This is a genomic window from Sphingomonas sp. DG1-23 (assembly GCF_030730875.1).
Taxonomy (GTDB): Bacteria; Pseudomonadota; Alphaproteobacteria; order Sphingomonadales; family Sphingomonadaceae; genus Sphingomonas.
Map to the genome: position 1 here is coordinate 35,924 of NZ_JAVAMA010000009.1, position 12,875 is coordinate 48,798.

The window sequence follows — 12,875 nt, forward strand, 5'->3', positions numbered from 1 at the left end:
CTCCCGTCAGAATGTTTGGCCGCCGATCATCGCGAGATGATCGGCGATGGGGCCGAGCGCGATGCCCGGCAGGAAAGTGAGGCCGCCCAGGATCAGGATGATCCCGACGAGCAGGCCGACCCATAGGCCGCCGGTGGTCGGGAACGAGCCGGCGCTTGCAGGGGTGTATTTCTTGGCGGCGAGGCTGCCGGCGATTGCCAGCATCGGCACGATGACGAAGAACCGGCCGAGCCACATCGCGACGCCGAGCAACCCGTTATACCAGGGCGTGTTGGCGGTCAGGCCCGCAAAGGCCGAACCATTGTTCGCGACGCCGCTGGTGAAGGCATAGAGTATCTCCGAGAAGCCGTGCGGTCCCTTGTTGAGGGGGCCGGCGAGACCCGCTTCGGTCGCCGAGGACAATGCGGTGAACCCGAGGATGACCAGCGGCAGGATGGCGATGGCGAGCACCGCGAGCTTGACCTCGCGCGCCTCGATCTTCTTGCCGACATATTCGGGAGTGCGCCCCACCATCAGTCCCGCGACGAACACCGCGAGGATGGCGAACAGCAGGAAGCCGTAGATGCCAGCGCCGACGCCGCCGATCACGACTTCGCCCAGCTGCATGTTGAGCAGCGGGATCATCCCGCCCAGTGCCGTGAAGCTGTCGTGCATCGCATTGACGGCGCCGCAGGAAGCGGCGGTGGTCACCACCGAGAAGAGCGCGCTCGCGGCGATGCCGAAGCGGACTTCCTTGCCCTCCATATTGCCCCCGGCGACGCCGAGATTGTGGAGCACGGGGTTGCCCGCGGCCTCCTGCCAATAGGCGATCGTCGTGCCGGTGAGGAACAGGATCACCATCGCCGAGAGGATCGCCCAGCCCTGGCGCGTGTTGCCGACGGCCCTGCCGAACGTCCAGGTGAGGCCGAAGCCGATCACGAAGATCGACAGCATCTGCACGAGATTGGTCAGCGCGTTCGGATTCTCGAAAGGATGCGCCGAATTGGCGTTGAAGAAGCCGCCGCCGTTGGTGCCGAGCATCTTGATCGCCTCCTGGCTGGCCACCGGCCCGAGCAGGATCGACTGTCTGGCGCCCTCGAGCGTGTTGACCTCGACAACTCCCGACAGCGTCTGCGGGACGCCGCTGGCGATGTAGAAGAGCGTGAGAGCGACGCAGAGCGGCAGCAGCAGATAGAGCGTGACGCGGGTGCAGTCGGCCCAGAAATTGCCGATTGTTGCCATTGAACGCCGCGCGAAGCCGCGAAACAGCGCGAAGGCGAGTGCGATTCCCGTCGCCGCCGACAAGAAGTTGTGAATGGTCAGGCCCAGCATCTGGCTGAGATTCGACATGGTCGATTCACCGCCATAGCTCTGCCAGTTGGTGTTCGCCGTGAAGCTGATCGCGGTATTGAACGCGAGAGGTTCGCCGACCCCGGCGAGCCCCTGCGGATTGCCGGGCAGCACTCCCTGCAAACGCAGCACCGCATAAGTGAACGACATCAGCACCGCGTTGAAGATCAGCATGTGCACCGCGTAACGCCGCCAGCTCTGCTCGGCGGCGGGATCGATTCCCGCCAGCCTGTAGAAGCCGCGCTCGACCGGACCGAGCACGCCGTGCAGGGCGGTGCGGCGCCCTTCATAGAGTGCGAAGAGCCAGGCGCCCGTTGGTTTGGTGAGCGCCAGCAGGATCGCCGTGAATCCCAGGATCAGGATCCAGCCCTGAATCGTCATGGTTCCGCTCCCTTCAGAAGCGTTCGGGGCGGACGAGCACCGCCACCAGGTAAAGGAGGAGGCCGAGCGCGGTCAGCGCGGCCAGCCAGAGATCGAGGGTCATCGCCGGCGCCTCAGGCTTTGTCGCACAGGCGGGCATAAGCGAGGGTCAGCGCCAGCAGCCCTCCCATGATGCCGATCCAGAGCAGGTTCTGCATGATTCTCTCCCGGTCAGAAGGATGCGGTGCGCGAGACGAGGCCGGTGCCGCCGGCATTCGAACCGCTGCCGTCCTGTCCCTTGCTGAAGCTCGGCTGTTGTCGGTCTGCGAGAGTCCGCGAAAACGATAGTCGGAAGCCATTGTCGCCGATCCGCTGACGGTCAGCGGGCGCCGCGTCGGCCTGTGCGGCCTCCTGTGCCGCGGCAGGGGCGGAAACCGCTGCGCTCGAGACGGTGATGGCGGCCCCAGGGGCCGTGACGAACTTCATCTACATTCCCCCATGATGATGCGGGCGCGTGGATTCGCGCGCATTCGTGAGGGGAGCCGATTAGGCCCTGCCGGCGTAGAGTATCGAGGCCGACACGCCGTCCTTTCCATAGTATTTGCATATAGGAGGCGCTCGAGGCGGCGAGGGCGTGCCGCGCCGGGACCGCCGGTCCGTCCCGTCAACCACCGAAGTCAGCGACCATTTTGGGACAGTGGCCGCTCTCTTCCGTCGGGCGGCAGGGTCGGTGCGGCAAGTCTATCCACAGATAATCGCGCAAATTGTCCGATCCCGGCACAAGCACATTGAGCGACGCAATGTTGCTGTCATGATCGCCACGTAGCGGGGCGGCAGTTCCAGCGTATTCCCCTCGCATTGTCTTCGTCATGGCGCCGGTCCGGCGCGTGACCGTTGCCCAAAGGATCGATCATGGCTGCCAACGTGTTCATCAACGAGATCCACTACGACAATGCCGGCGCCGATAGCGGCGAATTCGTCGAGATCGCCGGCGCCGCCGGGACCGACCTCACCGGCTGGAAGGTCGTCCTCTACAATGGCGCGAACGGCCAGAGCTACAGCACGGTTTCGCTCGCCGGCACGATCGCCGATCAGCAGAACGGCTTCGGCACCCGCAGCGTCACCTACGGCCCGGACGGCGTCCAGAATGGTGCGCCCGACGGCATCGCCCTGATCGATCCCGACGGCAACGTCGTCCAGTTCCTCAGCTATGAAGGCAGCTTCGTCGCCGCAAACGGTCCCGCAGCGGGCCTGACCAGCACCAATGTCGGCGTCTCCGAGAGCGGCTCGGCATCGGGCACCTCGATCGGCCTCGTCGGCAGCGGCACCACCGCCGCCGATTTCCACTGGGCGCTGATCGGCGACGACACTCCCGGCGGCGTCAATGCCGGCCAGAGTTTCGCCGGCGTGGTTCCGCCCCAGCCGGGCACGCTCAACATCGCCGACGCGACCACGGCCGAGGGCGATAGCGGCACCCACGACATCGTGTTTACCGTCACCCGCGCCGACGGCAGCGCCGGCGCCGTCTCGGCGACGTGGACCGTCACGCTCGGCGGCACCGATGCGAGCGACTTCGGCAGCGGCTTCACCGCGACCGGCACGGTGAGCTTCGCCGCCGGCGCGACCACCGCCGAGATCCGCCTGCCGGTGCAGGGCGACACCGGCTTCGAGGGCGACGAGAGCTTCACCGTCACGCTCAGCGCCCCGCAGGGTGGCGCCACGCTCGGCGACGCCGTCGCCACCGGCACGATCACCAACGACGATGCTGCACCGCCCGCGCCGGTCGCCAATGTGTTCATCAACGAGATCCATTACGACAATGCCGGCACCGATGTCGGCGAGGCGATCGAGATCGCCGGCGTCGCGGGCACCGATCTCAGCGGCTACAAGCTCGTTCTCTACAACGGCAGCAACGCCCCCGAATCCGCGCCGGTCTACACCACCACCAACCTAACCGGCGTGATCGACGACGAAGGCAATGGCTTCGGCGCGGTCGCGTTCAACTATCCGGTCAACGGCCTCCAGAACGGCGCTGCCGACGGCGTAGCGTTGATCGCCCCCGACGGCACGGTGATCCAGCTGTTGTCGTGGGAAGGCACCTTCACCGCCGCGGCGGGCACCCCGGCCGCGGGCGTGACCAGCACCGATATCGGGGTCAGCGAAGAGCCGGCACCGGGCGTCGGCCTGTCGCTCCAGCTCGAAGGCAATGGCTCGAGCGCGGGCGATTTCAGCTGGGCGGCCGCTTCGGACGACAGCTTCGGCAGCCTCAACAGCGGCCAGACCTTCCTGCCGGCCAACGGCCCGAGCCATATCCGCATCGGCGACGCGCAGGTGATCGAGGGCAATAGCGGCACGTCGAACCTCGTCTTCACCGTCAGCCGCGCCGGCGGCAGCGCGAACGCTGCGAGCGTGGAATATGCCATCAACCTCGACGGCACCGCCACTGCCGACGATCTCGCCCCCGGCGCGATCCTCGCCGGCACGGTCAGCTTCGCCCCCGGCGAATTCACCAAGCAGATCGTCGTGGCGGTCAAGGGCGACCTTGTCGGCGAGCCCAACGAGACGCTGTCGGTCAGCCTCGGCGCGACCACCGGCAATGTCGTGATCGACGATGCCGCCGCGATCGGCACGATCACCAACGACGACCCGATCGCGCTGACGATCAGCCAGATCCAGGGCGAAGGCCATGCCTCGGCCTATGTCGGCCAGACCGTGCTCACCACCGGCATCGTCACTGCGGTCGACACCAACGGCTTCTATCTCCAGTCGGCCACCGGCGACGGCAATGCCCGCACCTCGGACGCGGTGTTCGTCTTCACCAACACCGCCCCCGGCGTCGTGGTCGGCGACGGCGTGTCGGTCCGCGGTTCGGTCGCCGAGTTCGCCGGAAGCACCGCCAGCCTCAGCCTGACCGAGATCGTCGCGCCGACGGTCACCGTCGACAGCCATGGCAATGCGTTGCCCGGCGCGGTGCTGATCGGCGCGAACGGCGTGCTGCCCCCGGCCGAGGCGATCGATAATGACGGCCTGACCAGCTACGATCCCGCCACCGACGGAATCGACTTCTGGGAATCGCTCGAAGGCATGCGGGTCACGATCGACGCGCCGCAGGCCGTGTCGAACACCAACGAGTTCGGCGAGACCGACGTGGTCGCCTCGCACGGTACCGGTGCGAGCGGAGTCAATGATCGCGGCGGCATCACCATCTCGCCGGGCAGCGAAGGCGTCGCCGACTATAACCCCGAGAAGATCCAGATCGACGACGATAGCGGGATCTTCGCCGGCTTCACCCCGGGCTACAGCATCGGCGATCAACTGAGCAGCGTCACCGGCGTGGTCAATTACGCCTTCGAGAATTACGAAGTGGTCGTCACCGAAGCCGTCACGGTCACCAGGGACGAGACGTTGACTCGCGAGGAGACCAGTCTTCACGGCGACGCCAACAACCTGTCGATCGCCACCTACAATCTCGAGAATCTCGACGCTTCGGACAACAAGTTCGACATCCTCGCCCATGACATCGTCTATAATCTCGGCGCGCCGGACATCATCGCGGCGCAGGAGATCCAGGACGCCGACGGCGCCGGCTCGGGCTCGAACCTGTCGGGCACGGTCACTGCGCAAGGCCTGATCGACGCGATCTTCGCCGAATCGGGCAAGCGCTACGCCTATGTCGAGATCGCCCCCACCACCACCGGCTCGACCGGCGGCGAGGGTGGCGGCAACATCCGCAACGGCTATTTCTACAACATCGACCGCGTCGACTATGTCGAGGGCAGCGCCCAATTGATCGACGGCGCGGCGTATAACGGCACGCGCAAGCCGCTGGTCGCGCAATTCGCCTTTGCCGGCCAGACGATCACCACGATCAACGTCCACCTCACCTCGCGCCTCGGCAGCGATCCGCTCTGGGGGGACAACCAGCCCCCAGCCGATGCGGGCGACGCCGCACGCACTGCGCAGGCGGCAGGGGTCAAGGCGTGGGTGCAGGAGCATCTCGCCGACGATCCCTCGCTCAACATCGCCGTGCTCGGCGACTGGAACGGCTTCTATTTCGAGCAGGCGCAAACCCAGCACACCGATCCGGGGCAGGGCGGGGTGTTCACCAATCTCGCCACGCTCCTCCCCGAGGAGGAGCGCTACAGCTACATGTTCAACGGCAATGCGCAGCTGATCGACAACATCCTCGTCACCGGCGGGCTGGTGACCAATGCGCAATATGACGCGGTCCATCTGAACGCCGAGTTCGGCGGCAGCCGCCCGACCGATCACGACGCGCAGGTCGCGCTGCTCCGCCTCGGCGCGGCGCCGAAGGATGTCGCGCTCAGCAACACCAGCGTCGCCGAAAATCTGCCCGCGGGCACCGTGGTCGGCACTGTCTCGGCGGTCGACACCCCGGGCGACACGCTGATCTATTCGCTGGTCGACGATGCCGGGGGGCTGTTCGCGATCGATGCCGCAACCGGCGTGATCACCACCACCGCGCCGTTCGACCATGAGGCGGTCGCTTCCTACAATCTGATCGCCAAGGTCACCGACAGCGGCGGGCTCAGCGCGCAGCAGAGCTTCGCGATCTCCGTCACCGACGTCAACGAAGCGCCGGTGGCAACGGGTGATTCGGTCGCGGTCGACGAAGACGCCACCACGTCGAATCTGTGGTCGACCCTGCTCGGCAACGATAGCGATCCGGATGCCGGCCAGACCCCGACGATCCAGTCGGTGGACACCAGCGGCACGCTCGGCAGCGTGATCTTCGATGCGGCGACCCAGACGCTGAAGTACGTCGCCGACAATGACGCGTTCGACATGCTCGCGCCCGGCGCGACGCAGGTCGATCACTTCACCTACACGGTCACCGACGCGAATGGCCTGACCAGCACGGCCACCATGACCGTCACCATCACCGGCGTGGCCGACGGCGTCACCGTGAACGGCACCTGGGCCACCGAGACGATCAACGGCACCGCCGGCGAGGATCGCCTGTGGGGCGGCGGCCTCGGAAACGACACGATCAACGGCCTCGGCGGCCACGATCTGCTGTCGGGCGGTCTCGGCAACGACAAGATCGACGGCGGCGACGGCAACGACGTGCTGTTCGGCAACCTCGGCGACGATAGCCTGCTCGGCGGCAACGGCCGCGACGTGCTGGTGGGCAGCTACGGCTATGACAAATTGTGGGGCGGGGCGGGTGCCGACAGCTTCCACTTCGGCGCGACCTTCGGGGACGACACGGTGTACGACTTCAACACCGCCGAGGATCAGATCATCCTCGACGACGGAGTCAGCGTTACCCGCACCCGGGTGCAGGACGTCAACGGCGACGGCGTCAACGACCTCATCCTCTCGCTCACCATGGGCAGCGTAACGTTGCTCGGCGTCAGCGATGCCGGCCAGGTCAAATATGGCGCGCCGGATTATTATTCGACGCATCAGCCCAGCCTCGACGGCAATCCCGCTGGCGTGCAGGACGCTTTTGGCGGACTGGGCGGCAGCTCGGCGCTCGGCGGCAGCTTCTCGGGCGAGGTATACGCCGCGCGCATGATCGATCTCGCCCACGGCTTCTGACCATTTGCCTAAGCTGAAAATCGAGGCCAAAGCAGTGTCCTGCGACCTTTTCGGTCGTAGGGCACTGTTTGTTATGGACCATGTCGATGCGCGTTGAACGACCGATGGGCGCGCTGCGCGCGGCGCTTGCATTGTGCAGGCGACACTTCGTCTCGGCCGCTTTGTTCAGCGCGCTGATCAACCTGCTCTACATCGTGCCGACCTTGTACATGCTGCAGGTCTATGACCGCGTCGTGCCCACCCAGGGCGTGCAGACGCTCGCCTTCCTCACCATGGTGCTGCTGTTCGCGCTGGCGACATTGTCGCTGCTCGATCGTATCCGCACGCGCCTGCTGGTCCGCGCGGGGGTCCAGCTCGACGCGACGCTCGCGCCTTTGATCCTCGACGCGACCCTGGGCCGGCCCGATCTGCCGGTCGCGCGCCAGGCGCTACGCGAATTCGATACGATGCGCGGTACGCTGACCGGTCAGGGTATCCTCGCATTGTTTGATGCGCCATGGGTGCCGATCTACATCCTCGTCTGCTTCCTCGTGCATCCGTGGATCGGGCTGGTCGCGATCCTCGGCTGCGCGATCCTGCCGCTGATCGCCTGGGCGAACGAACGCGCCACCCGCAGCCGCCTCGATCGCGCGCAGCAGATCGCCGGCACTTCCTATGCGAACCAGGACGCATTGCTCGCCTCCAGCGACAGCATCCGCGCTCTCGGCATGCGCCGCGCGATGGTGGCGCGCCAGCTGCGCCAGCGCGAGGCGATGCTCGCAGCGCAGACCGAGGCGAGCTTTGCTTCGGGAAGCTATCTCACCGCCACCAAGTTCACCCGGCTCGCACTTCAGTCACTCGCGCTCGGGCTCGGTGCGCTGCTCGCGGTCGACAATCTGATCTCGGGCGGCGCGATCTTCGCCGCCTCCTTCCTGATCGCGCGCGCGCTCGCGCCGATCGAGCAGCTCATCGGCACGTGGAAGACGATCGTCCAGGCGCGGCAGAGCTATCTCAACCTCAACGACCTGCTCGAAGGGACCATCGCCCAGCCCGAGCCGACCCGCCTGCCGGCGCCGCAGGGCGCGGTGGTGCTCGAAGGCGTGACCGTTCTCAACGAGGCGCGCGACGGCGCGATCCTGAATGCGGTGTCGCTGCGCATCGAGCCCGGCGAGGTGGTCGCGATCGTCGGACCCAGCGGTGCGGGCAAGTCGACCCTGGCGCGTGCGATCGCCGGTGCGCTGCCGCCCGATCGCGGCACGATCCGGCTCGACGGCGCCGATACCCGCGATTGGGATCCGGAGCAGCTCGCGCGCCATATCGGCTATCTGCCGCAGGATTCGGCGTTGTTCGCGGGGTCGGTCGCCGAGAATATTGCGCGCTTTGCCGGCGAGCTCGGCGAGGATCGGACGACGATCGACGCGGCGGTGGTCGCGGCGGCGGGCAAGGTCGGCGCCGATCCGCTGATCCGGCGGCTCCCGAACGGCTATGATCACCAGCTCAAGCTTGGCGGGCGCGGGGTTTCGGCGGGGCAGGCGCAGCGCATCGCGCTGGCTCGCGCCATCTACGGCGATCCGCGCATCCTGATCCTCGACGAACCCAATGCGCACCTCGACAGCGAAGGCGATGCCGCGCTGGTCGCCGCGCTCGCCGCGCTCAAGGCCGAGGGGCGCACCATCCTGATCGTCTCGCACAAGCTCGGCATCCTGCCGGTGGTCGACAAGATGCTGGTGCTCCGCGAAGGCCGCGCCGAGCTCTATGGCCCGCGCGACGAAGTGCTGCCCAAGATCGCTCCACCCAATCTCCGGCGCGTCACGCCGCCCACGGCAAAGGCAAGCGGATGACCGCTCCCATTCTCCTGTCGCCCACCAGGGCGCCCGTGGCGGCCACGCCGCCGGTCGCGGATCCGCGCGGCGAAATCCGCACGGGCGCGATCATCGCGGCCTTGTTCTTCGTCGTCTTTCTCGGCTGGGCGGCGTTCGCGCGGCTCGATGCCGCCGCTTATGCGCAAGGGACCCTCGTCGTGTCGGGCCAGCGCCAGTCGGTCCAGCATCGCGATGGCGGGGTGGTCGGAAAGATCTACGTGCGCGAAGGCCAGCGGGTCGAGCGCGGCCAGTTGCTGGTGCAGCTCGCCGCTGCCGAAGTCCAGGCGCAGGAGCGTGCGCTCGCCTCGCAGGCGATCCGGCTTCTCGCCCAGCGCGCGCGGCTCGAGGCTGAGCAGCTCGGGCACAGCCAGATCGTCCAGCCGCGCGAATTCGCCTCGCTGTCGCCCGAGGACCGCGGCGAGGCGGCCACGGCGATGCGGCTCCAGCAGACCGAGCTTCGGGTGCGCAGCTCGGTGCTCGCGGCGCAGCGCGGCGCGCTCGGCCAGCGCGTCGCCCAGTCGGGCGAGCAGGGCAGGGGCTATGGCGAGCAGGCAGTCTCGGCCGCCGAGCAGCTCCGCCTGATCGAGGAGCAGATCGCCGCGCTCAAGCCGGTCGCCGACAAGGGCTTCGTCTCGGCGACCCGGATGCGCGAACTCGAGCGCGCCCGCGCCGAGCTGATCGGGCAGCGCGGGCAATACACCGCCAGCGTCGCCCAGACCCGCGGCGCCGCACGCGAGAGCGAGATCCAGGGGCTCGAGGCCGAACGCACCTTCCGCGAGCGCAGCGCCGCAGATCTGCGCGACGTCGAGACTCGCCTCGGCGACGTGCTGCCGCGCTGGACCGCGGCGCGCGACCAGCTCGAACGCACGGCGATCCGCGCACCCGCCACCGGCGCGGTGGTCGGCCTGTCGGTGTTCACGCCCGGCGGCGTCGTCGCGCCCGGCCAGAAGCTGATGGACGTGGTCCCCGAACGCACGCCGCTCCTGATCCAGGCGCGGATCGCTCCCGAAGATTCCGACGACCTCACGGTCGGGCAGCGCACCCTCGTCAAATTCTCGGGCCTGCACGAGCGCAATCTGCCCAATCTCGAAGGCAAGCTCACCCGCCTGTCCGCCGACAGCTTCGTCGACGAGAAGAGCGGTCTCAGCTATTTCACCGGCGAGATCACCGTGCCGCGCGACCAATTGGGCCTGATCAAGGGCGTGCGGGGCAGCGATTTCGCGCTGCGGGCCGGGATGCCGGTGCAGATCCTGATCCCGCTGCGCAAGCGCACTGCGCTCGATTACGCGCTAGAGCCGCTTCTCGGCAGCTTCTGGTCCTCGTTCCGCGAGCATTGATCCCGGTCAGACCGCGCGCATTCGCCCGACCAGCGCGCGCCCGGTCCGGACCTCGCGCGCCACGACGCCTGCCGTGAACCGGGCGATGATGCCGCGGGTGCGCCGCAGCGGCCCCGCCGCGTCGCTGCGCGATCCGGCGATCACGCCGCTGCCCCAGCCGTCGGCGAGCGCAGCGACCCGTGAGGCCAGCAGCGAGCGCCCGTCGTCGCGCCCGAGCACGATGGAAGGGAAGGGCAGGCGCGTGCGCGGCGAGGCGAAAGTATCGAGCAGCGACTCGACGCTCTCGCCTTGCTCCTCGATCGGATCGAAGAACAATGCCCCCGCGACTCGCGAGACATAAGAGGCAGGCGAGAGCCGCGCCCACCAAGCGGTGGCGAAGCAGCCGGCGCCCTCGGCCACCAGCAGAACCGCGCCCTGTGCCGTCGTCACTGCCGAATCGAGCCGCGCGCCCAACAGGTTGCGTTCGGAAAGCGTGCCCGCGCGATACGGCACATGCGCCTGTGTCGGCGCCGCGAACAGGTCGCGCCACGGTGCCGAGGCGGCCGCCGATATTTCGACGAGCGAGAGGTTGGCGGGAAGCGTCAGCGCAGCGGTCATGGCGCACTCCTTCAGCAAGCGAGCTACAATACACCGCTCGCGATCGGATTCCTATCGCTCTGGTAGAGATTCGGCGCGGACGTCGCTCAAGCCAGCGTATGAGTCAGGCTGATCTCGGCGTTGAGCAGTTTCGACACCGGGCAGTTCGCCTTGGCGCCCGCCGCGAGCGCGTCGAACTGCTCCTGCGAGATGCCGGGCACCTCGGCCTTGAGCGTCAGATCCGAATGGGTGATCGCAAAGCCGTCGCCCTGCTGCTCGAGCTTGACCGCGGCAGTGGTCTCGAGGCTGCCTTCGCTGAACCCGGCCTTGGCCAGCGCGAAGCTCAGCGCCATGGTGAAGCAGCCAGCATGCGCCGCAGCGATCAATTCCTCGGGGTTGGTGCCCTTCTCGTCGCCGAAGCGGGTGTTGAAGCTGTAGGGAGTCGCCTCGAGCACGCCCGAGGGGCTGTCGAGCCGTCCCTTGCCGTCCTTGCCGAAGCCTTGATAGCGCGCGGTTGCGGTACGCGTGGTCATGTCGATCCCCCATAGGTAATGGAACGCGGCGACAGCATGCCGCCGCGTTCCGGTGAGTCAACGGCAGCGCACGTCCTTGTTCGACCCGCGGTCGACCGCGGAGCCCGCGGCGGCGCCGGCCACGGCGCCGAGCACCGTTCCCAGCGTCTCCGAACCGCCCGGCGCGATGATGTTGCCGAGGATGCCGCCGGCGACGCCGCCGACGATCAGTCCGGTCGTCCCGTCCGAGCGGCGGCAATAATAGCGCCCGTCCTGTCCGCGATAGACGCGCTCGTCGCGCGACAGGCGACGTTCGCGATAGCGGCGGTCGTCGCGATAATAGCGGTCGGCATGATAGCCGCCATAGGACGGATCGGGCCGGTTCCAGTCATAGCTGCGATAGCCGCCGTCATAGGCCGACGTCCCATAGCCGGTGTCGGCGCAACCCGCGAGCGTGCCCGCAGCCAGCAATCCCAACAGGATGGCGCGCATATCTACTCTCCCGTGCATCTGTTTTCGATAACGGGAGAATGCTCCGCCGGCACGAAAGTTGCGCGTTCAGGAGGGCGCCGCGTCGAGCCGCGCATTCTCGCGCGCCTGGCCCTTGACCAGAGTCGGCGCCGCCGCGCCCGCCAGCGCCGGGCGGAACGCGTCGCGCTCGCTGGACGGGATCGGCGCGGTGGGATCGGGGCGAAAGTCGACCGGCGCGCGATCCTCCGGGCCGGGATGGGTGTCGCCCATCAGATCGGTGGGGACATGCCCGGCGCCGCCGCGTGCGGCGAGCTTGCGCAATCCGAACACGCCTGCCGCGATCGCGCCGAGTGCCGCGCCGATCGACAGCGTGCCGATCGCCAGCGCCTTGCCGGTCGATCGGGAGTCGTCGGCCTTGCGCTGTTGCTTGCGGGGCGCGGATTTCGTCTTGTTGCTTGCCATTGCGATTTCCTCCGGTTCGCCCGCTTCAACGGGCATCCGCGGGCCGTGTTCCTCAATCCTTCAGCGGATCGTGCCCCCAGTTCATCAGCGAATGGCGCCAGCGCGATCCCGGGATCTTGTGCTCCTGATGCGGCCCCTGCGCGCGATGCCGCCGCACGAAGCCGACCACTTTGCGCATATGCGCATAGTCGCCGCCGTCGAGTTCGGCCTTCTTGGTCCGCAAGATCTGCACGATCCGCCGCCCCGAGGCGTGGCCCACGCTCTCGCCGCCGTCGCGCTTGAAGCCCACCGCGCGGCTTTCGTCGGTCTCGAGCCATTGCTCGATCTCTGCCGGCGCCATGTTCACCGCTTCGTGGAAACGTGCCCAGACCTCGGCATGGTCATCTTGTTTCGGCATCGGGCCCAAGCGCCGCAGCGCGCGA

Annotated in this window: 11 protein-coding genes; 3 read left to right on the forward strand and 8 right to left on the reverse strand. The window is 67.6% G+C overall.

Annotated elements, in window-relative coordinates:
- Positions 1 to 6 precede the first annotated feature (6 nt).
- The 3 genes from kdpA to Q9Q95_RS14850 form a co-directional block, all read right to left on the reverse strand.
- Entirely contained in the window at positions 7 to 1,710 is a 1,704-nt protein-coding gene (gene kdpA, locus Q9Q95_RS14840) for a potassium-transporting ATPase subunit KdpA (RefSeq protein WP_306097916.1), read from the reverse strand.
- A gap of 13 nt (positions 1,711 to 1,723) precedes the next feature.
- Positions 1,724 to 1,813, reverse strand: a complete 90-nt coding sequence (gene kdpF / locus Q9Q95_RS14845) for a K(+)-transporting ATPase subunit F (RefSeq protein ID WP_062116465.1) — start codon at positions 1,811 to 1,813, stop codon at positions 1,724 to 1,726.
- A gap of 107 nt (positions 1,814 to 1,920) precedes the next feature.
- Positions 1,921 to 2,175: a hypothetical protein gene (locus Q9Q95_RS14850; RefSeq protein ID WP_306097917.1), complete on the reverse strand. Its 255-nt coding sequence runs from the start codon at positions 2,173 to 2,175 to the stop codon at positions 1,921 to 1,923.
- A 426-nt stretch (positions 2,176 to 2,601) separates the two neighbouring features.
- Here Q9Q95_RS14850 and Q9Q95_RS14855 point away from each other — a divergent pair, with 426 nt between their 5' ends.
- From Q9Q95_RS14855 to Q9Q95_RS14865, 3 genes are all read left to right on the forward strand, one after another.
- On the forward strand, positions 2,602 to 7,254 hold the full coding sequence (locus tag Q9Q95_RS14855) for an Ig-like domain-containing protein (protein WP_306097918.1): 4,653 nt from the start codon (positions 2,602 to 2,604) through the stop codon (positions 7,252 to 7,254).
- Positions 7,255 to 7,340: 86 nt separating this feature from the next.
- Positions 7,341 to 9,074: a type I secretion system permease/ATPase gene (locus Q9Q95_RS14860; protein ID WP_371876779.1), complete on the forward strand. Its 1,734-nt coding sequence runs from the start codon at positions 7,341 to 7,343 to the stop codon at positions 9,072 to 9,074.
- Positions 9,071 to 10,432, forward strand: coding sequence for an HlyD family type I secretion periplasmic adaptor subunit (locus Q9Q95_RS14865; RefSeq protein WP_306097920.1), 1,362 nt, complete (start codon positions 9,071 to 9,073; stop codon positions 10,430 to 10,432). Before Q9Q95_RS14860 ends, Q9Q95_RS14865 begins: the two co-directional genes overlap by 4 nt.
- A 6-nt stretch (positions 10,433 to 10,438) precedes the next feature.
- Here Q9Q95_RS14865 and Q9Q95_RS14870 read toward each other — a convergent pair whose 3' ends face one another.
- From Q9Q95_RS14870 to Q9Q95_RS14890, 5 genes are all read right to left on the reverse strand, one after another.
- On the reverse strand, positions 10,439 to 11,029 hold the full coding sequence (locus tag Q9Q95_RS14870) for an alpha/beta hydrolase (RefSeq protein WP_306097921.1): 591 nt from the start codon (positions 11,027 to 11,029) through the stop codon (positions 10,439 to 10,441).
- Positions 11,030 to 11,115: 86 nt separating this feature from the next.
- Complete coding sequence (locus Q9Q95_RS14875) at positions 11,116 to 11,541, reverse strand: OsmC family protein (RefSeq protein WP_306097922.1); 426 nt, start codon at positions 11,539 to 11,541, stop codon at positions 11,116 to 11,118.
- 57 nt (positions 11,542 to 11,598) lie between these two features.
- Complete coding sequence (locus Q9Q95_RS14880; RefSeq protein WP_306097923.1) at positions 11,599 to 12,012, reverse strand: glycine zipper 2TM domain-containing protein; 414 nt, start codon at positions 12,010 to 12,012, stop codon at positions 11,599 to 11,601.
- A 66-nt stretch (positions 12,013 to 12,078) separates the two neighbouring features.
- Complete coding sequence (locus Q9Q95_RS14885; protein ID WP_306097924.1) at positions 12,079 to 12,453, reverse strand: hypothetical protein; 375 nt, start codon at positions 12,451 to 12,453, stop codon at positions 12,079 to 12,081.
- A gap of 52 nt (positions 12,454 to 12,505) precedes the next feature.
- Positions 12,506 to 12,850 carry a DUF3140 domain-containing protein gene (locus tag Q9Q95_RS14890; protein ID WP_306097925.1) on the reverse strand — a complete coding sequence of 115 codons (345 nt, stop codon included), beginning with the start codon at positions 12,848 to 12,850 and terminating at the stop codon, positions 12,506 to 12,508.
- Between the last annotated feature and the right edge of the window lie 25 nt (positions 12,851 to 12,875).